This is a genomic window from Methanosarcina baltica (assembly GCF_055394095.1).
In genome coordinates, this window is the sequence record NZ_AP042463.1 from 401,921 (window position 1) to 423,962 (window position 22,042).

The 22,042-nt window shown below is 43.6% G+C and carries 20 protein-coding genes; 12 read left to right on the forward strand and 8 right to left on the reverse strand.

What is annotated here, in order from left to right; all coding sequences use genetic code 11:
- The first annotated feature begins 91 nt into the window (after window positions 1-91).
- The gene (gene tnpC, locus ACZ5QV_RS01885) at window positions 92-1,654 is read left to right on the forward strand and encodes an IS66 family transposase (protein ID WP_464599444.1); all 1,563 of its coding nucleotides are present in this window, start codon (window positions 92-94) and stop codon (window positions 1,652-1,654) included.
- Here the strand turns inward: tnpC and ACZ5QV_RS01890 are convergent.
- From ACZ5QV_RS01890 to ACZ5QV_RS01905, 4 genes are all read right to left on the reverse strand, one after another.
- Window positions 1,605-2,687 (reverse strand): S-layer protein domain-containing protein, encoded by a 1,083-nt coding sequence (locus ACZ5QV_RS01890; RefSeq protein WP_464600973.1) that lies wholly within the window; start codon window positions 2,685-2,687, stop codon window positions 1,605-1,607. The genes tnpC and ACZ5QV_RS01890 overlap by 50 nt on opposite strands.
- A 726-nt stretch (window positions 2,688-3,413) precedes the next feature.
- Window positions 3,414-3,830, reverse strand: a complete 417-nt coding sequence (locus ACZ5QV_RS01895) for a 5-(carboxyamino)imidazole ribonucleotide mutase (RefSeq protein ID WP_464600974.1) — start codon at window positions 3,828-3,830, stop codon at window positions 3,414-3,416.
- A 17-nt stretch (window positions 3,831-3,847) separates the two neighbouring features.
- Window positions 3,848-4,135 carry a chorismate mutase gene (locus ACZ5QV_RS01900; protein WP_464600975.1) on the reverse strand — a complete coding sequence of 96 codons (288 nt, stop codon included), beginning with the start codon at window positions 4,133-4,135 and terminating at the stop codon, window positions 3,848-3,850.
- Window positions 4,132-5,013: a shikimate kinase gene (locus tag ACZ5QV_RS01905; RefSeq protein ID WP_464600976.1), complete on the reverse strand. Its 882-nt coding sequence runs from the start codon at window positions 5,011-5,013 to the stop codon at window positions 4,132-4,134. Before ACZ5QV_RS01905 ends, ACZ5QV_RS01900 begins: the two co-directional genes overlap by 4 nt.
- Window positions 5,014-5,626: 613 nt before the next feature.
- On the opposite strand from ACZ5QV_RS01905, the gene ACZ5QV_RS01910 reads away from it, so the two are divergent.
- From ACZ5QV_RS01910 to ACZ5QV_RS01945, 8 genes are all read left to right on the forward strand, one after another.
- Window positions 5,627-6,268 carry an Era-like GTP-binding protein gene (locus ACZ5QV_RS01910; RefSeq protein ID WP_464600977.1) on the forward strand — a complete coding sequence of 214 codons (642 nt, stop codon included), beginning with the start codon at window positions 5,627-5,629 and terminating at the stop codon, window positions 6,266-6,268.
- A 5-nt stretch (window positions 6,269-6,273) separates the two neighbouring features.
- Window positions 6,274-6,633, forward strand: a complete 360-nt coding sequence (locus tag ACZ5QV_RS01915) for a DUF2073 domain-containing protein (RefSeq protein ID WP_464600978.1) — start codon at window positions 6,274-6,276, stop codon at window positions 6,631-6,633.
- Between the two features lie 539 nt (window positions 6,634-7,172).
- Complete coding sequence (locus tag ACZ5QV_RS01920; protein WP_464600979.1) at window positions 7,173-7,658, forward strand: hypothetical protein; 486 nt, start codon at window positions 7,173-7,175, stop codon at window positions 7,656-7,658.
- A 492-nt stretch (window positions 7,659-8,150) separates the two neighbouring features.
- Window positions 8,151-8,774, forward strand: coding sequence for a 6-phospho-3-hexuloisomerase (gene hxlB, locus ACZ5QV_RS01925; protein WP_464600980.1), 624 nt, complete (start codon window positions 8,151-8,153; stop codon window positions 8,772-8,774).
- 208 nt (window positions 8,775-8,982) lie between these two features.
- Complete coding sequence (locus tag ACZ5QV_RS01930; RefSeq protein WP_464600981.1) at window positions 8,983-9,162, forward strand: RRXRR domain-containing protein; 180 nt, start codon at window positions 8,983-8,985, stop codon at window positions 9,160-9,162.
- A 106-nt stretch (window positions 9,163-9,268) separates the two neighbouring features.
- On the forward strand, window positions 9,269-10,384 hold the full coding sequence (locus ACZ5QV_RS01935; protein WP_464600982.1) for a pyridoxal phosphate-dependent aminotransferase: 1,116 nt from the start codon (window positions 9,269-9,271) through the stop codon (window positions 10,382-10,384).
- A 759-nt stretch (window positions 10,385-11,143) separates the two neighbouring features.
- The gene (locus ACZ5QV_RS01940; RefSeq protein WP_464600983.1) at window positions 11,144-11,533 is read left to right on the forward strand and encodes a hypothetical protein; all 390 of its coding nucleotides are present in this window, start codon (window positions 11,144-11,146) and stop codon (window positions 11,531-11,533) included.
- A complete protein-coding gene (locus ACZ5QV_RS01945; protein ID WP_464600984.1) occupies window positions 11,496-12,722 on the forward strand; it encodes a cytochrome c biogenesis CcdA family protein in 1,227 nt (408 codons plus the stop codon). The genes ACZ5QV_RS01940 and ACZ5QV_RS01945 overlap by 38 nt, the downstream gene beginning before the upstream one ends.
- Before the next feature lie 505 nt (window positions 12,723-13,227).
- Here the strand turns inward: ACZ5QV_RS01945 and ACZ5QV_RS01950 are convergent.
- Window positions 13,228-14,244 carry an NOG1 family protein gene (locus ACZ5QV_RS01950; protein WP_464600985.1) on the reverse strand — a complete coding sequence of 339 codons (1,017 nt, stop codon included), beginning with the start codon at window positions 14,242-14,244 and terminating at the stop codon, window positions 13,228-13,230.
- Between the two features lie 605 nt (window positions 14,245-14,849).
- On the opposite strand from ACZ5QV_RS01950, the gene ACZ5QV_RS01955 reads away from it, so the two are divergent.
- Window positions 14,850-15,725, forward strand: a complete 876-nt coding sequence (locus ACZ5QV_RS01955; protein WP_464600986.1) for a CBS domain-containing protein — start codon at window positions 14,850-14,852, stop codon at window positions 15,723-15,725.
- 217 nt (window positions 15,726-15,942) lie between these two features.
- Here ACZ5QV_RS01955 and hisE read toward each other — a convergent pair whose 3' ends face one another.
- From hisE to ACZ5QV_RS01970, 3 genes are all read right to left on the reverse strand, one after another.
- On the reverse strand, window positions 15,943-16,254 hold the full coding sequence (hisE, locus tag ACZ5QV_RS01960; protein ID WP_464600987.1) for a phosphoribosyl-ATP diphosphatase: 312 nt from the start codon (window positions 16,252-16,254) through the stop codon (window positions 15,943-15,945).
- Between the two features lie 38 nt (window positions 16,255-16,292).
- Window positions 16,293-17,555 (reverse strand): 3-isopropylmalate dehydratase large subunit, encoded by a 1,263-nt coding sequence (locus ACZ5QV_RS01965; RefSeq protein ID WP_464602146.1) that lies wholly within the window; start codon window positions 17,553-17,555, stop codon window positions 16,293-16,295.
- A gap of 331 nt (window positions 17,556-17,886) precedes the next feature.
- Window positions 17,887-18,390: an amino acid-binding protein gene (locus tag ACZ5QV_RS01970; RefSeq protein WP_464600988.1), complete on the reverse strand. Its 504-nt coding sequence runs from the start codon at window positions 18,388-18,390 to the stop codon at window positions 17,887-17,889.
- Window positions 18,391-18,913: 523 nt separating this feature from the next.
- Here ACZ5QV_RS01970 and cas6 point away from each other — a divergent pair.
- Entirely contained in the window at window positions 18,914-19,711 is a 798-nt protein-coding gene (gene cas6, locus ACZ5QV_RS01975) for a CRISPR system precrRNA processing endoribonuclease RAMP protein Cas6 (protein ID WP_464600989.1), read from the forward strand.
- The gene (locus ACZ5QV_RS01980; protein ID WP_464600990.1) at window positions 19,704-22,040 is read left to right on the forward strand and encodes a Cas10/Cmr2 second palm domain-containing protein; all 2,337 of its coding nucleotides are present in this window, start codon (window positions 19,704-19,706) and stop codon (window positions 22,038-22,040) included. Before cas6 ends, ACZ5QV_RS01980 begins: the two co-directional genes overlap by 8 nt.
- The last annotated feature ends 2 nt before the right edge of the window (window positions 22,041-22,042 follow it).

Here is a 22,042-nt window from a genome sequence, read left to right on the forward strand (position 1 = left end):
CTCTGTTTCTAACTTATATTTCGTATAAACTCAACAATTACTTTTTTCATATAGATTAATATAAAAATCATCGGATTTTGGAATGAGGTTTATGAAATGTGAAGAGATTCTTACTCAATGCCGTTCAGACCCTGAATCCATTGTTTCATATATTGAGGATCTTGAGTCTCGGTATGAAGATCTTGGATCTCGGTATGAAGATCTTGGATCTCGACACGAAGAGCTTGAATCTCGGTATGAAGATCTTGGATCTCGACACGAAGAGCTTGAATCTCGATATGAAAATCTTGAATCCGAAAACACCGAACTTCGAGAAAGACTTAATGAGTTAGAATCTCGCCTAAAAAAGAATAACCAAAACCAAAAAAGAAATCGACTTCCCTCTACTAACAATTCTACTGATAAAATACCTCAATCAAAAGGTTCACAAAAAGGAAGTTTTAGACGTCCTGGCGGCCAAAAAGGGCATCCTGGTTCTACATTAAGGATGATTAAAAATCCTGATAAAACAATCATTTATAAGCTACATAAATGTGAACATTGTGGTTGTAACATTGAGAAGATTGAAGTTATAAATTACGAGAAGAGACAAGAATTTGAAATAATTGTAAGGCGTAAAGTGACCGAACATCGTGCTGAGATCAAAAAATGTCCTTATTGTAACCGCAAAAACAAAGCTGCTTTTCCGAAATCAATTACAAAACCTGTCCAATATGGCAATATGGTTTTAACAATTGCAATTTACCTCCGAAACTACCAATTGATTCCCTATGACCGAATCAAGAAATTATTTAAAGATGCCTTTGGATTTGATATAAGCGTTGGTACAATAATTAGGGCAGAAAATAAGTTATTTCACAAGTTGAAAGGTGCTACAAACCACATCAAGAAGCAACTGATAAAAGAAAATGTCATCCATGGTGATGAAACTGGAATCGACGTTGGTGGTCAAGGGGAATACTGCCATTTAATCTCTACAAAAAAATATACATACTATTTCCATAATAGGAGTCGAGGATCAAAAGCAATGAATAAAATGGGAGTGTTGCCTAAATATAGAGGAATTATAGTCCACGATTTCTGGAAACCCTATTTTAAATACAAATGTGAACATGCGGCATGTAATGTCCACATTCAAAGAGAACTTAAAGACATTTATAACATATTCAAGCAAGTGTGGGCTGAGGAGATGTCTGATCTCCTATATGAAATTAAAAAATGCGCAGACTTTGCCAGAAAACAGGGCATACAAATAGATGAAGATACGCTCAAGACCTTTAAAGAAAAGTATCAGTCAATACTAATGAAAGGATTTGAGGACAATCCTCCACCTGAAATCTCGAAAGACAATGGGGTTAAAAGAGGAAGAAAAGCGCAGAGCGATGCAAAAAATCTCCTTGATAGACTTTCAAAGTATGAAAAAGAAATCTTGAGGTTTGCTACGGATCTAAGAGTTCCTTTCAGTAACAACCAAGCAGAAAGAGATCTCAGAATGATAACAGTTCAGCAAAAAATATCGGGAGATTTTAGGAAACCCCATGGAGCAGATGTTTTCTTTAGAATTAGGGGATACATATCTACACTAATAAAGAATAATATACCTACTATAAGTTCACTTCATGCGGCGATTGAAAATGTGCCACCCTTACCCTGAATAGATACTCGAAATTATAATAAAAACCTTCAAAGTTCAGGGGTGTCCAGCTAAAGGGTATGATGTTATTATCCTCATCATACACCGTTCCCCGAAACTCCCCGTTTTCCGATTCGGATATGTCCCAGGCGGGAGCGAACCTGAGGGTCTCGGAATCGGCCACTTTAAGCCGGAGGCTGCCCATTATGTCAATGGTGCTTCCTTTATCAAGGAATATGTCGTCCTCATTTTTCAGCTTCATTCCGGTCGAGCTGATTGATTTCACTTCCATTTTCCCGAAGGTATCTCCATTTTCGATTTCTATATAATAGTTTGAAATCTGGAAAATCCCTTCAACAAATACTGCACTGGTCTCCTGTCCTGCAAAGACGGTCCCGAAATGGATGATGATGATGGGTACATCTTCAGAGTTTCCCAGGTCAGTCTCATAGACAAAATCGTCCCCTGAGGAAAGGAACTGGTCCTCCACAACGTCTCCATCCTTTTCAAGCTGGACCCAGACAGTATCTCCGTTTACGTCAACTTCCACGATGTTCAGAGAATAACCTTTCTCAAGAACCAGAGATGAGCCTGTGTATACGGATTCTTTATTGTCGCTGTCCATGAGGACTTCGGCAAGTATGCATTCTTCGATAAGGCTGATATCGGTATCCAGGAGCTCTGTGGAATCTGCCTCGTAGCCTGCAAAGTAACTCTCTCCCATAAAACCGATTAGCTGGTAAGATCCCCAGTTACTGTATTCAAAATCAGATTCAACAGGTGTTGAGACATATTCGAGATCCCCTTCGTCTATGTTTCTACCTATATTTTTGATGGTCAATTTTTCCGAGAAATCCCCTGTGTCAAGGTCGTAGTAAAACCCCGAAAAGCTCAGAGCGTTCCAGGTATAGGTCGTATTAAGCCCCAGATCCTCATCCCAGACCAGGTTGCCTGTTGAAGAGTTAACTGTTGCATTTGCAGTTCCAGGCAGTAATACTGTTAAAAATAATATAGTTCCAATAATTAGTACATTTTCAGAATACCTTAATTTCATCAAATTCTCCCCCCCTCCTGTAAAAAATTTCTAGATGACACTGTTTGTGTCATAAATATTAAAATGTTTCTAAAAATAGGGGTGCGTTCAAAATTATAAAAGTATACGATTAATAATTATAAAATGTAACCCCCTTTAAACTCCAGGAATTTCAGAGGATTTTGTAACGGATTACTTAAGAATTCCTTATCATGGGAACTGGTTTAGGATCTTGCCGAACCTTGTTCACATCGTTTTTATAAGAACGCAGCAGAAAACCCCTGAGTCCTTAGCTCAGGGGATGAATGCACCCACTTCCCCACATTATCTTATTATTGATCCTGTAAAATTATATTCATATTGCAATTAATATACATTATTGGTGATTAAAAGGGCATTCAATATAAGAAGGCTCTTCGCTATTTTGTAGGGGTTGCAAATAATTTATTAGTTACAAAGTTGACATGTTAGAGAGATAAACATCGGTCTTGAGTGTGGTTTTGCACAATAAATGTTTTTAAATTTTAGATATGTCCCTCTCACATTTAGGAAGTGAATATAACTTACCAACTCGAAACAGCGAAGAGCCCACATTATATATTTGAGTCCAAATTCCAAAACCGCAATCAATGAACATCAGAAATTTGTGGAAACATGGATATGCGCTTAAAAGTTGGGAACTAAGGTTTCAAGGGGAAAAAGTAGAGCCTGAAAATAAAAAAAAGAAGGGTAAAAACCTGTTTTTCTTCAGGCTTCTTTCAGGTTTCTTTCAGGCTCCTCAAACAGATCAAGGATGCGGAGCGCAAGATGGGCTCCATTTGCCCCGTTATCGATTCCCACGCTTGCCACGGGAACGCCCGGAGGCATCTGGGCAATGGAAAGGAGAGCGTCAAGGCCTCCGAGTTTTGCGCTGACGGGGACTCCTATTACCGGTTTTTTTGTCCTGGATGCAACCACTCCGGGCAGGGCTGCCGAAAGGCCTGCGATTGTGATAAAGACCTTTGCGTCACAGGTGGAAATGTAATCGTCAAGTTCGGTGGGGTTGCGGTGGGCCGAGATTACCCTGACCTCGTAGGAATATTTACTTTTATCCAGGACTGCGGTCGCCCTGTTCGCAATTGCCCGGTCAGACTCGGAACCCATTATCAAAGAAATGTCTACCATTGTTTACACTCCAAAGCTTAAGGGAACTTGCTCCTGCCGCTTAGTTCTTCCTGCCGTTCGATACTCATTATTATAAGGGTTTCGAAGATCGCTTTTATAGATCCAGGGTCCAGGTTAAGCTCGGTTGCGGCTTTTACGGCGCGGTCAATTACTACATGGTTTTGCCCCGGGTCCAGGATAGGGGCTCCGCTTATTTTTTTGGATTCAAGGACCTTTCCTGCAAGCTCGATGCGCCTGTCAATGAGGGAAAGGATTTCCCGGTCTATTTTTTCAATTTCCCTTCTAACAGCTTCAAGTTCGCTCAATTGGATACCTCTTTGCTTAAAGTTATTGCGTCTTTGTTATTAATACTGGTCTCTATTATATGGCCTTCGTGCCCGCAGGCTTCCCAGGCATCTCTCAAGACTCCGGCCTGTTCGGCGTTTACCAGGGCAGCATAGGAGGGGCCGGTTCCCGAAAGGCTTACTCCGCCTACCCCGCATTCCAGGGCCTGCAGCAGGTACTCGGTATCAAAACCAAGCGCCCCGCAGTAAAGAAAACCGTTTAAAGTCATGGCCTTTTCGTATTCCCCGGCCAGGGCGAGTTCATACGCCAGGTCCACATAGGGGGCAATCAGGCGGGAGCGCCCTATATTGGTCTGGGAACTGAAAACTTTTTTATCCGGGACAAAGATCAGGACCTTTGATTCATACTCCTCTCTTCTAACGAGCTGCATTTCCCGGTTATCCGTGAGCACGATTCCTCCGAAAAACGAAGCGCAGGCGTCATCTAAAGCCCCGGTTACCGTGACTCCCACCTCTTTTGCGGCCCGGACCCCGAGCTTTACGGCCTCAAAGGGGGGCAGGGTCTCATCAATTGCCCGGAGGGTTGCAAGCACGGAGGCGTTTGCAGCGGCGCTGCTGCTTTTAAGCCCGCCTGCAAGGGGAATCTCACTGCCTGTCCGGACAGTGCCCCCGAGGGAAAGCCCGAAATGATCGAGTACCAGTTCAACACAGCGTTCAATTAACCGGGTGTCTCCTTCCGGCATGTCCTCAATCGAGCCGCACACCTTTTCTTTACTCTTGCTGAGGCAGACCTCGGCAGAGGTCTTCAGGCCTATCCCGAATGCGGCCCCTTTCAAGGTAGCAATTGCATTGATTATGGTGCCCGCTCCGAAAGCGCAGGCATACCCTTCGTATCTCATTACGCCCCAAAAGGGGCTGCCCTTTAATATTCTTTATCACTGTTTTTCCGAACTCAGGATAAAAATAGATAGGAAAGGGAGAATAAACAATCATCTTAAAAATGGACAGGGTTGAGAAATTAATTGGGTGAGCTGAGACACAGTATTTAAAAGAGTTAAATGCATCAAAGGGGAACGCCTGGTGGAAAATAGTAAATAAGCCAGTGGATAGCAAAAATATCATATACATCTAATTCATTAATTTGGGAGTTAATAGTAGTATTCAGGAATTTTTAAAGTGTCACCAATTGATACACCAATTTATTAATACTCTGATTGATATAATTTTAATTCGTAAAGTTATTTTATTAAGAATTCAATAAGTTTTTCAATTAACCAGACTTTTAATATTTCGTAGCATGTCCTGAAATTTGCTCCGAAGTATTTTGTAGTAAGCCTAGGATCCCCCGCCTCCCGCAACAAATGAAAATTATTTATACCCCCGGTTTAATAAGCAGAAGAAATACAATCTTGACATAGAAAAAATATATGAAAAACACATGCTTTACTTGTAAAAAATCGCACTTGGAGTATCCCTAAAAGAACATTATACTTTTTCCCAGGGAGGGAACTTATGAGTATGATAAAACGATTTAAATCGAGTTTTTCAAAGATCTTTGCAAAATTGTTTAAGAAAAAAGGTGCATGTATCGGAATTTATGGTCCTCCCAACGCCGGCAAGACGACCCTCAGCAACCGAATTCTCAGGGACTGGGTGGGAAATGAAGAGACCATGGGTTCGATATCCCATATCGCACACGAGACGAGGCATGCAAAACGCAGAAACAGTATATCCATTGAGGCCAGGGGCCATTTCATAAACCTCGATATCGTGGACACCCCGGGGCTTGCCACAAAAATCGATTTCCATGATTTCATGGAAGAGGGTATGAGTGATGCCGAATCTAAAAAAAGGTCAAAGGAAGCCACTGAAGGTGTGATTGAAGCCGTAAAATGGCTGGAAGATCTGGACGGAGTCATCCTTGTGATGGATTCCACCGATAATCCCTACACACAGGTCAATGTAACGGTAATCGGAAATATGGAAGCCAGGAGCCTCCCGCTTTTAATCGTTGCAAACAAGGTTGACCTGCCGAACGCAGACCCCGGTGTTATAAAAGAGGCATTCCCCCAGCACCCCATGGTTCCTATCTCAGCCCTCGAAGGTGTGGGAATGGATTCTTTTTATGAAGCACTGGCAAAGCAGTTTGGGTGATCTATATGCAGGGAATTCAAATGGACCTGATATCCGAAGCCAAAATGTCTCAGATGGCTTCGACGGAAAAAGTCCGATACATTATTGATGAAGTCAGGAGAGGCAAAATCCTGGTGCTCGAAAAAGGCCTGAACCCGATGGAAGAGGCAAAACTGATTGAGATGACAATGTCAATAATCCAGCCGGAAGTGTTCTCTGGAATAGAGATGCAGAGCTACCCCTCCGGGGATGATCACTCAATCCTGGGAAAAATATTCAAAAAACAGATAACCAAACGGCTCACCGTGATCGGGCCTGCAAACCAGCTAAAAACACTTAAAAAAGATAGGAACCTTATCAGCGCACTTGTTTCCGCAAGTAAATAAGTCAACTACCCCTCCCTAAAATCTTAGCCCTCAGGCTAAGATTTTAGAGTATTGCTATCTGCTGCAAGGACGGGCAAACGGTAAAGTTGGATAATACGGTTTATCACAAAAAACACGTTTCTGCCGGGGACTTCCAGTAAACCAAAGGTGCTAAATCAGAAAAGAAGATTCCAACCGGTAAAATATATAGAATTAGAAAATTTGATCATGTAAAAACAGTTAAGATGGAAGGATTTGTAAAAGGCAAACGAGCAACCGGCTTCTTTGCCATTCAAGATATTTTTGGTAATGTAATATCAAACAGTGTCAATGTAAAGAAAAACTGTACTTGCCTAAGTGCGAGAACTACAACTTTAATCCAGGCGGTGAATGTTTGAACACATTCCTCCCCCCACCTGCCAGTTCCGCCAAAGCCGGAACTGTCGTGTTAAACCCTTAGGTTTAACAGGAGTTTCTAATTTTCAATTAGAAACATCGAGGAAGGAGTCTCCTGCTGTCTGAGATGAGTGAATTCAAGGTGTACGCAAAAAATCCTTGACATGGAAAAAATAAAAATCACATCTCCGCAGTCCATCAATTCTCTGGAAATGGGGAAAGAAGACGTTCATGTGGTTTGTACCTACGGAAAGATCGCCGTGTGGTTCGGGAGAAAAGTTCCTGACTACGTGATAGCTCAGGTGATCATAGGGATTTCAAAAGTGGACTCTTCAGCCGTAAATGAATTCGAGATCATCTGTGACTTCGATGATATCACGGAATATGAAAGTAAAGGTTACACCCTGGTCTCTTACGGAAAAACCACTGGCGGATACCGTGTCAACTACAGCATCCCTTTTTCAAGTAAAAAAGCCCTCTTTCACCTTTCAAAGAACATTCTTCAGGAACTCGGGCTTGGAGATGTGAGGAAAGATATATATTGGAACGGGAACGATTCAGACATCCACAGACTGTACACGGAACTCAGCAATAACATTGAAAACTGGAAGCTGAAAGCCGTTAATTATAAAGAAGGGACTGCAAATTAAGTCAATTTCAGTTAAATAAATTCATGATATCTAAATCCAGATTAACTAAACCCCGGTTAAGTCAACTACCCCTCCCTAAAACCTTCGCCTAATGGCTCAGGTTTTAGAGTAAGGGGCTTGCTTCGGTAAGCCCTAGTTGAATAGCCTTTCGTTATACTGGTCATGATATTCGAGGATACTCCACACGTTCTCGGAGATTTCGATTTGGATTAAACATCCCTGAGAGGTAGGGGAAGTGTTCAGGTCATTAACAAGCCAGTATAACAGTGGCGACGTGGACCCACTCCTGCAAAGGAGGACAGAACATAAGGTCACTGTCAAACAACATTAAGGTCCCCTGTTAAACAAAAAATGGGGGCCTTAGTCTCGACGCATTAATCTCCCACCTGCCAGTTCCTCCAAAGTCGGAACTGTCGAGGAAGGAGTCTTCTGCTGTCTGAGATAAATTCATGTTAACTATTTTGATTCAAAATATTCATTTGGAGAACTTTTATGTTTAAAGGCCAGATAACCGACTGTGAAGACGTTTTACTCTCAATGAGATTAATAGTAGAACAGTTAAATGACGTGATGAAGAAGCTGAACGAAGATGACATAAAAGACATGATCCAGAAAATCCTTGACGCTGAAAGGATCTACGTGATGGGAGCTGGACGCTCGGGACTTGTAGGTAAGGCCTTTGCCATGAGACTCATGCACCTCGGGTTTACCGTCTACGTGGTAGGTGAAACCACGACTCCAGCCGTGAAAGAAGAAGATATCGTTATTGCGATATCGGGTTCAGGAGAGACACGTTCCATATCAAACCTTGGAAAAATAGTGACGGATATAGGTTCTACCCTTATTACGGTGACTTCAAAGAAAAACTCAACCCTCGGCAAGCTTGCCAACACATCCGTGATCCTCCCGAGCAAGACCAAGGCGGACCCATTCCAGGACAGCGGAGGCGACCTTGAAAGAAACATGCGTGGGGATTATACAAGAAACCTGCCCCCTCTCGGAACATCCTTCGAGATCACGGCCCTTGTCTTCCTTGATTCTATTATCGCCCAGCTTATAGCCCTTACCGGAGCTTCGGAAGCTGAACTTAAGTCCAGGCACACGAATGTGGAATAAGCTTTTTGTGAAGTGAAGGGCTTGCTTTGGTAAACTTTGCTTAAATAGCCTTTAGTTATGCTGGTCATAATATTCGTTGATACTCCACACGTTCACGATTTTGACCTGGATTAAACATCTCTGGGAGATAGGAGAAGTGTTCAGCCCATTGACAGGCCAGCATAACAGTGGCGATGTGGACCAACTCCTAAAAAGGAGGACAAAACAATTGAAAGTATTTGTCATAAGTGTTAACGATAAAACATTAATGCCAACAACCCCGAGAAAAGCAAGAAAATTGCTCGAATCGGGCAGGGCAGAAATGGTAAAGAGAGACCCATTCACAATTAAGTTACTTTACCCTTCGGGAACTTCCACTCAGGACCTGCCTCTCGATATTGATTCCTGATGCCTTAACAGGTAGTTGGATCAATCACTTACGGAAAGTATTTAAGACTCAAAAATCCGGAAAAAATAAGGGAACAAAAAGAGAAATAATTTCAGGAGGGCATTACTTGGAATTTACTAAATTTTCAGAAAGAGTATCTCGCATTGATATCTCAGGGATCCGTAAGATTTTCGAGGCTGCCGGTTCGGACGCCATAAACCTGGGCCTGGGCCAGCCGGACTTTGACACGCCGGAACACATCAAGGAGGCCGCAATCGAGGCCATCCGGGAAGGCTTTACAGGTTATACAGTTGGCTCGGGCATCCCGGAGTTAAGGGAAGCCCTGAGTAAAAAGTTCGAAGAGGAAAACAATTTCCAGGCCGCGCCCGGGGAAATTATCGTGACCTCCGGGGCCTCGGAAGCTCTGACAATTTCTCTTGCAGCCCTCCTGAACCCGGGCGACGAGGTCCTGATCTCAAATCCGGGTTTTGTTTCCTACAATGCTCTGGTGGAAATCCTGGGTGGAAAAGCGATAAGTGTACCCCTCGCAGAGGACCTTACCGTAAAACCCGAGGCAGTTCTTGAGAAACTGGGCCCGAAGACAAAGGCTCTCATTCTGAATTCCCCTTCTAACCCGACCGGAACCGTGGCTGATAAAGCCGATATCAAAGCCCTTGCGGAAATTGCCGATGACCACAACATCACAATAATCTCGGACGAGGTCTACGAGTACTTCGTATATGAAGGAGAACACGTAAGCCCTGCCTGCTACTCGGACAACGTCATCACTGTAAACGCAACCTCCAAGAGCTACGCAATGACCGGCTGGAGGCTCGGCTATGTTGCAGCCTCAAAAGAGTACACCGGGCAGATGATCAAAGTGCACCAGTACATCCAGGCCTGCGCAAATTCCATAGCCCAAAAAGCCGCATATGCAGCTGTTTCCGGCCCGAAAGATTCGGTTATCACGATGCGGGACGAGTTCCGAAAAAGAAGAGACGTGCTTGTAAAGGGTCTGAATGACCTCGGAATGGAATGCGCTCTTCCTAAAGGGGCCTTCTACGCTTTCCCGAAAGTCGAAAACGCCGCGGAAGTTGCGGGCAAACTGATCTCAAACGGGGTCGTCGTGGTCCCTGGAATCGCTTTTGGAAGCGAAGGGGCGGATTATATAAGGATCTCCTACGCGGCCTCCATGGATAATATAAAGCGGGCCCTTGAGATCATGGAACGTGTTCTGCAATAACGAATTTTGTTCAGGTTTCCTCCCTGTTCGGAGAAATGGGAGGGTTCTGTCCAAATATTTTTTTTTGATTTTATACAGTCTTGCAGGCGATTATTCAGCGTTTTCGGACAGTTACTGAATCAGGAAAAGTCAACTACCCCTGAGCTAAAGACTCAGGGGTTTCCTGCTGCGTTCTTATGAACGTTTTAAAAATAAACGGATTTATAATTGCGGGGTTTTATAATAAATTCGATAAAGTTATAACGGGACCTGTTAATAATTAAGGAATGAGTCAAATATAATATCAAGTATTTTTGTTTACCATTCCTTAACCACGGAAAAGCACGGAAGGACACGGAAACCGGCCTGATGGCCGGTGAGTAAGTTGGATATTTATGTAATAGGATTCAAAAAATGCCCTGGATTCCCCGAGTTTCGCTTCGGGATCGCAGTAAATCAAAGATTTACTGGGAGTTGCACTGCAAGTGCAACAGCACGAGGTCCGTTTCGCTCGCTTTGCGAGCTCAAGCGGACTAAAAAACGCCAGAACAACCATAAATATCGTCTTCCTGCCGTCTTTTTCCGTGTCTTCCGTGTGTTCCGTGATTTGAATGCACACACACCAAACACCCCCTCACACAAAAACACAACATGTATGAGTATGAAGCAACTCCCAAAATAAAACATGAAGTTATATTTTCACCATTCCTAAGCATGAAGCAGACCCTATTTTGTACTATTTTTGCAGTAATTTCCGGGATTGGGGTCCTTATTGGGGAGATGTATTTTGCAGATTGTTTCAAGGCCCGGGAAAAAGGGGCAATGACCCTGTCGGTTAACGCTTCAAATGCCATCAAAATCGTTGCCAAGGATTCAAATGTTTCCAGTTATATATCGGACAATTACGAGATGCCGGACTGGAAGGTCGTCAGGGCCACTCTTATTTATGAGAGTGTGTATGAGCTCAATGGCAGTAAGGTTCTGGATGGGGAAAATATCCGGAAAGTCGAAATCCTGGAAAGGACCTGTGCCTGTTCAAGTGTAAGTGAGCTCTATGTCGTGGAAGGGTATGTATCTGCAAGTACGGGCGAAATTCTGGGGATAGAAAAGAAGCTTGTTTCAGAGAAAAATTATGAAAACGCAACATTCTCAAGCACGGTATGCCACTGAAGGAACGTTAAAACCATTTCTGTCAATTAATTATCTATTAATCCTTTTTTTCTTTTTTCTGCTAAGCCCCACCCCCACTCTAGCAGTCGAAGCCATAACAGGAGCAAGCATAGCTCAGGAAAACTATTCCGAAATTTCGGTGGAATTTTTCTATGAGGATGGCTGCCTGAAATGCGAGCAAGCCCGGCCCCTGATAATCAAAGTTGTTGCAGAGTATCCCGAACTCAATTACTCGGAACAGGAAATAATGATATCCTATGTCCGGATGAAGGATTACGGGATTGGCACGGTCCCGACAGTTATGGTTAACGGGAACACGGCCATAACATATTCGGACTACGAAGGCAACGGCACAAGGCTTGTAGCCCTGCTAATGGAAACTATTGAAAACGCCCCTGGCCTTTCAGCGAGAGGAGTCTCCAAAAAAGAAATATCAGATGATGGAAGCGAAAGTGGAAGTGGAAGTGGAAGTGGAAATGAAATTAACAGTGATAATAAAACACAGTATGGGATAAGCCCCCTTATCATCCTGGTAGCGGGCCTGCTTGCGGGTTTCAACCCCTGCCTGCTTGCCGTGATGGCCTTTTTAGCTTCGGTCACCCTCTCCTCGGGGGGGAATAAAAAAGAGATGCTGAAAATCAGTGCAGGTTTTTCCGCAGGGATTTTTGTCACATACATGCTTGCAGGGTTAAGCATCCTTGGTACGCTCAGATTCCTGCCTGAAAGCCAGGGAAGCCTCACTTCTTTCCTGGTGGGGATAACCTTTTTTCTGGGCCTCTGGCATATCTATGACGCATACCTTCTGAAAATTAGGTTAAAGTCAAGCTTCAAAACCCCCTCTGTGCTAAAAAAATTTATGAGTGAAATGAATGGCAAAAATCTTCTTTCCCTTTCCTTCGTGGCAGGAGCAATTTTTTCCCTTGTAAAAGCCCCCTGTGTGGGGGCTGTCTATATCTCCATCCTGAACCTGCTGGTCACAAAAACCAGCGTTTTTGAGGGAGCCGGCTACCTGGCTCTTTACAATTTCGGGCTGGTGTTGCCCGTAGTCCTTCTCGGGGCTCTGCTGGCCTTTGGGCTGGACCCCGAAACGGTTACGAAGTTCCGGAAAAAAAAGAGGGCGGAAATCCGGCTAGTGACAGGGCTCACCCTGATTGCACTGGCTCTGCTCCTCCACCTCAAGCTTATTTGAAACTTATTTGAAGCTTAGAAATGGCTGAAAAATAACTGGCTCTTCGCTGTTTCGAGTTGGTAAGTTATATTCACTTCCTAAATGTGAGAGGGACATATCTAAAATTTAAAAACATTTATTGTGCAAAACCACACTCAAGACCGATGTTTATCTCTCTAACATGTCAACTTTGTAACTAATAAATTATTTGCAACCCCTACAAAATAGCGAAGAGCCAAATAACTTCATATTTTCAGTCAGGAAATCATTTTATACCCACACAGGTTGTATTTTTGTTGATTGATACATTTGGTGTGTGCATCCAAACCACGGAAAAGCACGGAAAAGCACGGAAAAAGAATGCAGGAAGACGATATTTAAGGTTGTTCCGGCTTTTTTTGTCCTCTTGAGGGGGCGTAGCTCCCGAAAAGGACCCCGTGCTCCCGAAGCGGAATTCGGGTGGTTAAGAAATGGTAAACAAAAATACTTGATGTTATATTTGACTCATTCCTTATTCGAAATTTGTTTATTGATAACCCTGATCGGTTTCAGACTGTGAAAAGGTATCAGCTTCATCGACCACTACTTTGGGTTCGGGGATCAGCTCAATCAGTTTCTCAATAACCTCTTCTATACCTTCTCCTGTTATGGTTGAGATGTTCATTTCCACACCTTCCAGTTTCTTAAACTCAGGCCTGTCGGCCTTGTTAGAAACCACCAGAATGGGCATGTTGAAATGCTCTTTGATCTCTTCTAAGAGGTTTAGCTGGTCCTTGAGTTCATACCCACAGCTTTCACTGGGATCCATAATGAGCAGGAGGGCCGCGTCCAGGTGGTTGATAGCGGTTATTGCCTGGAGTTCAATAGCGTTTCTCTCCGACATGGGCCTATCCAGGAGCCCGGGGGTGTCCATGACCTGGTAGCGGACGTCGTCCCTGAAGAAATGCCCGATCGTAACCCCTTTCGTGGTGAAGGGATAGGCTGCAACTTCCGGACTTGCCCCTGTAATTTTTGAGACAAAGCTGGACTTGCCCACGTTAGGATAACCCGCGACAATGATTGTGGGTTCTTCCCCGACTTCGGGGAGTTTACGCAGGATATTCCTGGCCTTGTTCAGGAAGATCAGGTCCTTATCGAGGGACTTGATAATAGAGGCAATCCTCCCGAAAGCCTCTTTTCGGACGGAGTCCGGGTTATCGGTTGCCCGCATTTTTCCGACATACTCTCTCCCGACATCGTGGATTTTGCGGCTTGCCCAGTCCAAGGAACCCAGGGCCATCTTCAGTTCCTCGACTCCAACCAGGATATCCGTGAGTTCGTAATAAAAAGGGGAGAGGTTGCCGAAACTCGGAAAACGGCGGACGACATTTGACAGATTGTCGGTGAAAATGTTTGCGGCGGTCAGGAGCATGGACTCATTGGCACTGAGCCGGGTATCTTTTCCGGTAATGGTCTTTCCGGACATTGCCCGGGAGGCTCGTTTGAAGGCTTTGTTGATTAGTTCCTCGGAAGTGGGAACAGTGTGAATTTTCTCAAATATCATGATTTTCAGACCTTTTTAAAACTCCGGTAAATTTCATAAAACCTCAACAGGAAACCCCTGAGTTTTTAGCTCAGGGGTAGTTGACTTGAATCCTTTATTTTTGCCAGAAAAATAATCCTTTGTCCTCTACTTAAATTATCGGCTAAATTGTGCAGGTACATCCAAAATAGCCGGTGATGAATGGTGCTGGAGTGAGGAACCCACACCGAGAAAAGGCCGGTATTGGTAGCTGTGTTCTGCCCTTAATTAGTGAACTATCCCCCCCTGCCAGCCTTCGGCTGTCGTGTTAAACCATAGGTTTAACAGGAGTTTCTAATTTTCAATTAGAAACATCGAGGAAGGGTCTTCCCGCCTGAAGAGATAAATTGTAGTATGACCGGCCTTCTTTAAGATTTGTAATGACAGATTTATAATTTGACACATAAAAAAATTTACAACTTTGACCCCTGGAGTCAGATGAAATGATAGGGAGACCGGACTCTATTTATATTTGTAATTGTAATGTATGATATTAATTTGTAATCATTAATTATGCTAAATAGCAACGGTGCTGTAATGAGATATACAACATCAAATTATAGGTATATGAAATTGATGGTGGTTATATGGAACTTACTTCGATTCAAAAAGACATTATTATTACGTTAATCAATTTACAGAGGCAAAAAGACAGGGCAATCAAGGGAGAGGAAATTGCCGAGGTAATCCAGCGGAACCCCGGGACAATACGCAATCAGATGCAGCTTTTAAAAGCCCTCAGCCTTGTTGAAGGAGTACCCGGCCCGAAAGGGGGATACAAACCAACGGGAGCCGCCTACGACGCTTTACGTATCCAGCAGTTAAAAAACGAGTCTGTTGTACCGATCTACAGGAACAACGTAATCTTAAACGGGGCCACAGCCGCGGAAATCAGTTTTACGACGGTCCGGAGTCCTGAGATGTGTAACGGGACAATCAAGGTACTCGGAAACATCAAGAACTTTGCGATGGACGACAAGATCCAGATCGGCCCGACTCCGGTAAACCGGCTTATCATCCGGGGAGAAGTTACAGGCAGGGATGATACCAACAATTCCATCCTTTTCGACATCAATGAAATGGTTTCCCTTCCTAAAAAACATGTCAAGCATTACATGAAATACCCCCCAGTGCTTGTCAATGTCAACGCCAGCATCCAGGAAGCCACAAGGGTACTGATCCGCAACAATATCCACGGGACCCCTGTGGAGGATAAGGGAAAGATCGTCGGGATAGTGACATATACTGACATAGGCCATGCGATTGCCCAGGGAAAGATGAACCTCAAGGTCAGAGATCTCATGACAAAGGAACTGATAACCGTGGACGGGGACATGCAGCTCTACGACGTTGTCAAGCTCTTCCATAAATACAACGTGAGCCGCCTCATCGTAACGATCAACGGGGTCGCTAAAGGTACACTCTCAAAGACCGATGTCCTGAACGAGCTTGCAGTTTACTGATTTTAAAGAATTAATCAGAAAATTCAGAAAAACTTGAAGAATTAATAAGAAAGTTCAGGAAAAACTTGAAGAATTAATAAGAAAGTTCAGGAAAAACTTGAAGAATTAATAAGAAAGTTCAGGAAAAACTTGAAGAGTTAATAAGAAAAAAAAGTGTGGGGAAAGGAAAAAACCCGACCCACTTCTGTCTCTTTAGTCTCTTTAGTCTTTTCATCGATTATCTTTTCATTTTCTCATGGCGGGCGCTGAGTTCGGCTGCGATTTCCTCAAGAGTAATATCATTTGCGGCCAGCATCACCAGAAGATGGAAGATCAGGTCCGAAGTCTCGTATACGATTTCGTCGTGGTCTTCGTTTCTTACGGCGAGGATCGTTTCAGTGGCTTCCTCCCCTACTTTTTCAAGAATTTTGTTTACACCTTTCCGGTGGTTCAAAAGTTTGCATACGTATGAATTTTCATCAAAGTTCTCTTTTCGATCCAGGATAATGTCATACACCTGGTTTAAAATGGATAGATCAGTATCTGCCATGTTAAAACACCTTTTTAAAAAAGGAAAAGGAAAGGTTTTCAGACCTTCCTCGGGTCGGTGATTTCTCCTGTCAGGGCCGAAGCTCCAGCGGTTGCCGGGGAAGAAAGATAAACGAAAGACTCGGCGCTTCCTTCCCTGCCCTTGAAGTTTCGGTTAGAGGTTGCAAGCCCCACCTCGCCTGCTCCGAGCAGCCCGAAGGAGCCGCCCATACAGGGTCCGCAGCAGGCCGATTCCACGATTGCTCCGGCATTCATCAGCTTTTCAATGTAGCCTGCTTTCATGAGTTTCATGTACTCGGTCCTTGAGGCCGGAACCACCAGCAGGCGGACACCTTTTGCAACGGGTTCGTCGCCCATGATGTCGGCCAGGATCTTGATGTCCTCAAACCTGCCGTTCGTGCAGGAACCCATGAAGATCTGGTCGAGCTTTGTACCCTCGACTTCGCTTACGGGTTTCACGTTGTCCACGTTGTGTGGACAGGCGATCTGGGGTTCGAGGTCCGAGACGTCGTAGTGCCTGACCTCGGTATAGCTGGAATCCTCGTCGGATTTCCAGTAGGAATCGAATTCGTAGCCCGGAACGCGCTCTTTGAGGTATTCTGCGGTAACGTCATCTGCTTCGATGATTCCGGCTTTTCCCCCCATCTCAATGCCCATGTTGGACATGGTCATGCGCTGGGAAATGGAAAGGTTTCGCACGGTCGAGCCCGCAAACTCGGCGGCCATGTACCTGGCCCCTTCGACTCCGACGTCTCCTATCAGGTGGAGAATGAGGTCTTTTGAATAGACCTGGTCAGGCAGTTTGCCTTCGACCTCGAAGCGCAGGGTTTCCGGAACTCTGAACCAGAGTTTCCCCGTGGCAAAGACTGCGGCCATGTCGGTCGAACCTACGCCGGTAGAAAAGGCCCCCAGTGCCCCGTAGGCGCAGGTGTGGGAGTCCGAACCCACAACAAGGTCTCCGGGCAGTACGTGCCCTTTCTCGGGCAGGACCTGGTGGCAGACCCCTTCGTAAACGTCATAGTTTAAAATGTCCTGCTCTTTTGCGAACTTCCTCAGCATGATGTGGTTTTCTGCGGCATGGATGGAGTCCGCAGGGACCTGGTGATCAAATATGATCACAATTTTTTTAGGGTCCCAGACTTTTTTCTCATCCTGCTCATTCATAATCTCATAAAAGCCCTGAACAGCCAGCGGACCTGTAATGTCATGAGTCATTGCCAGGTCTATGTCTGCCAGCACGAAATCCCCTGCTTTTACAGGCTTTCCGGAGGCTTTCGAAAATATCTTCTCCGAAACGGTCATCGGATGCTCGTCTCTACCGGGCATTTCGGTCATGGGGATTAACTCACCTTTATAATAAATAAACTTAATTGACGACCCGAAATATGTAAAATTAAATGAGCTTATCTGCAAACGGCCCGATACAGCCAAAAATAAAGAAAAACAGGGCAATAACGGGGCAATAACGAGACTCCTGAATCCTGTCCAATCCCTCTCTCCAGCTCTCCGGATATTCCATAAGAAACCCGACACTCCCCAAAAAGCCCCGCAAAAGTCCCGCAAAAGTCCCTAAAAAGTCCCTAAAAAATCCCAGAGAACTCCGGGAAAATCTTCAGGAGATTTTAACAAAAATTCAGTAGATGCTTACCCCTTTCACGGAAGATAGTTTCAAAATATCGTCCACGAGATCACCCGGAATTTTCTGGTCCGTGATAATGGTAAGCCTAGCTTCATCCGTAAAGCAGGGGTCGTCCGAGACGGCCTGCCGGATACTCAGGTCGTGTTCTGAAACGAGGGCTGCAACCTCAGCCAGGATGCCCACGTCTGCGGCAGCATTCGGGATGATTATAATTACACCAAGCCCGAGAGAAGGGGCCACATCCCTCAGGAAGGGGATAGAATGAACATTCTTAAAAATTGTACTCAGGAGTTCATCGGAAACGATGGTCTTCGTGGTGGAATCCACGACTCTCCGGTCAACCCCGACTTCCTTCGCAAGCTGGGTATGCGCAATCTCAATGCTGCCAGAGGTCACTTTTCCTTCTTCGTTTATCTGAAACCCGCGTTCGAAGAGTAATTTCAGCACCTTTGCCTGGGCCGGGTATTTTTCAAATTTCTTCAGTAACATCTGCCACATATAAACTAAAGTTTAACCCATCAGCGGGATATAAAACTTCTGATGCGGCCGTCATTCGAGTTCCGCTTCAGGATCCTAAAAATCTTTAATTTTTCATTTAGTTGCGACGAAATCGCAATGGCACGAGGTCCGTGATTCTGTTTTTTGAAATTTTTGATAATTGAAGGCCCGAACTATCTCATACAAATGAAAAAACGGACTTTCGGACAATATATAGATATTGACCTGAGAAAAACGAGATTTAGGTTTTGGGCCTGTTGAGGTCCTTAAATAATGGGGGGCGAAGTCTGTAAAAAATAACGGTTTTCAGAACGCTGGATGCGGCAGGTTCAGGCAGTTTGTGATTTTTTGTGGACCTGTTAATACATTTTAAAAATATTAAGACCTAGTATTATGAAACGAATACTCAAATGTTGAGCTCAAAAAACACCAGATTCTTTCAAACCCTGAATTATTTCGTATTTTATGGACCTTCAAACAGAATAAACTATATACGCATGACTTTACTTAATACTACAATAAAATGTTATCATCAGTTATACAAATAGACCTTCAAACTGAGGGAGAATTGAATTCAAATTTCGTAGGAAGTATTTTCCGTGGCTGGTTAGGTTTTGTTTTAAAATGTGACCCTCAGGCTTCATGTTCTGGATGCGATGAACACTCAAAATGTCCATATTTTATGGTATTTAAAGAAAATAATTCGATCAAGCCTTATTCCTTACTCGTTTTCAAAGACAAAAGCAACATACGATGTTTTATAAAAGTATACGGAGACAGACGAAAATTTGTGCCTCGGATGCTCTCCGATATCGAAAGTAAAAAAAGTAAAACTCATTTTGGGGGCCTGAAATATAAAATTGAGTCAATTAAGGCCAAAAACATAGAATTTAGAGCTCTTGAGCTGGGAGATAAAACAAAAATTGTAACTACGTCACCCCTACACATTATAAGAAATAATAGGTTTGAGGTTATCCCTTCACTTAATACAATTCTAAGGTCCTGCGTCCGAGCATATAACAGGGTAACAAAATATTACGATTCTGAAAACTATCCATATCATGTTCCCGAAGGTACAATGGATTTTGATACTGAGATTCTTGATTTTGATGTGCGTACCGTTGAATATGATCACATCAACATGTATAAAAAATGTATAAAACTCAAGGGCATTGAAGGCTGGATTGAGTACGACACCTCGAATATTCCCAAAGAAACCGGATATATTCTTGGCATGGGTGAAGCTCTGCAGATTGGAAAACGCACTACATATGGTTTGGGGGGTTTTATGACAGTTGGGAAGGTGGAGAATAATGAGTGAAATAAGTGTAGTAGACTGGTTCACAAAAAAAAGAAGTAATATAGAATACCCTGTGGAGAGTGATGAATTTCTGGACGAACTTATTACAAAAATTGTTCAGACATTCAACGAATCTTCAAAATTAAGTAAGGTCGCAGACCACCTGTTTGAAACATATCAAGAAAACGAACTGCTAAAAAGTATCAGTTCAGATTCAAGACTTCCAATTTGTTCCCTTTTTCATCACCTGAAAAACACATCCGGAATAGCTGTATGCCTCGCATTACAGAATATGGAAAAAGATCCTGATTTTATTAAGAAGTCCATAACTGATTATGGTATTTCTAAAGAGTACCAGAAACAGGATTTTGTAGCCCTTGTAAGAATTGCAGCTCTTCTCCATGATATAGGAAAGCCAAGGTCTTATAGTTCTTCAAGGAAAGGACAACCATTTTACGACCAAACAAAACAAACTGAAGAGATCCTTGAAGATGTCCTATCAAGAACAAGCTCGGAACTTATTAAGAAATTTGAGCTTAAAAAAATACTTCCTCTCCTAGCATCACGACATCACAGCAGATACACCCAAACTTTCCTCGAAAAGATGCTCGGTTTGGCTGATACGGTAGCGTCAGCCGCAGACAGGATCTATGAAGTTGAAGGTAAACTGGTTGAAGGAAAAATTGAAGTCAGCTCGAAAGACAGGATATTTCCTCATGAAGTTGATTTCGATGCAGGAGACTTAAAGTGCCTCGAACCTACCCATATAGAAATTCTTGGAAAAGGTTCCACAATAAGAAAAAATGTTCAGCTAAAAACTGAAGAAAATAGCATTCAACTTTTTAAAGATTACATAGTACAGGGAGGACCTATCAAGTACCTTGGCAATGCCGGAAAACTTTCGGGAAAAATAGGCATTTTTTCACTTGATATTATGGGGATTCAGAGCTTCATTAATGAAGCCGATGAACTGAAAATGCTTCGTGGAGGCAGTTTCATTGTCGATGACACTCTTAATAAAGTCAAAGATATCATTTCAAAAGAAGTCTGTGAGGAAGCTGTACTTTTTGCGGGAGGAGGAAACCTCCTGGCTTTTGTCCCCGCCGACGAAGCTGTAAAAGAAAGGCTGGAACGTAAAGTAAAGCAGGAAATAAAAGAAATCTCCAAAAATGGGATGCAAGCGGCCGTAATACACTTTGAGGAATCCCTATCTACGGTTGCCGAAAATTTTGATGTTGTGCTGCAAAGATCACAGGACCTCCTTGAAGCCAGGAAAAACGAGAGCCGTTTAAAGGATATTCCTAAAAATTCCGGCAAAATCTGCAAACATTGTTCCAAAAGGCCAGGTAATATTAAAGGAATATGCGAAGTCTGCACAAAAAAAGAGGACACTGGCCAGGAGCAGAGAGCTTACACAGGAAGGAATTTCATCGATAAAACATATGGAATGAAGCTTCCGGGCCAGGTCAGTGAGATTGGGGATTCGATTGCGGTGCTTGCGTTTGATGGAAACATGATGGGGAGAATGTTCCAGCAGACCATGACCCCTGCCGAATACACTTACAAGAGTGAGATTTTCGGGGAACAGTTTGAGCAGATCCTCAAAAACACGATCAGTGAATTCCTTGAGGATGAAGAGAAAAGGAAGCTTTTGATCCAGAGAGTAGAGGGGAAAGACTTCCTGGGAATTGACATTCTGTACGCAGGCGGCGACGACATCCTGATGATAATGAATGCAAGGGGGGCTCTTCAGTTTGCACAGGAGCTGACCGGCAATATTGCCGAAAGTTTTGCATTTGAAAAGCAGTTCCATGATAAAACAGTATTCAAAAACTATATTGTTACAACCTCCTGTGGAATTGCAATTGCGGATTACAAATTCCCTATCTACTTCCTGCTGGAAGCGGCGAGAGAAATGGAGTCAAAGGCAAAAAGAGCTTTCAGGAAAAGAGCTGAACCAAATAAGTTTGGAATTATACAGCTTCCAAAAGGATCGATAGCAATAACCGCCATAAGTTCTGCAATGCCAGGCAACGATTACAGTTGTTTTGTGCTTGAGAATGGTTCAGAAAATCCGGATACCGCAAACCTCGATAAACTCAATCATATTATTGATTTTGCACTTTCAGATAAAGACCGGGCAATGGTTTCAGATATAATTACCTGTGGGACTTCAGACCTGGAAAAACTGAACCTCGTGAAGTACATGTATGCATCCCTTTCGCGAAAAAAGGACAGGGTTGGGCTTGATGAATGTGAGTGGATGGCAGATATCTTGCTGAATTCTGAAGTTCTGAATGCAGCAAAAATGCTCATACCTCATCTCAGAAAGGAAGCTGGGGAGGTCTAAAG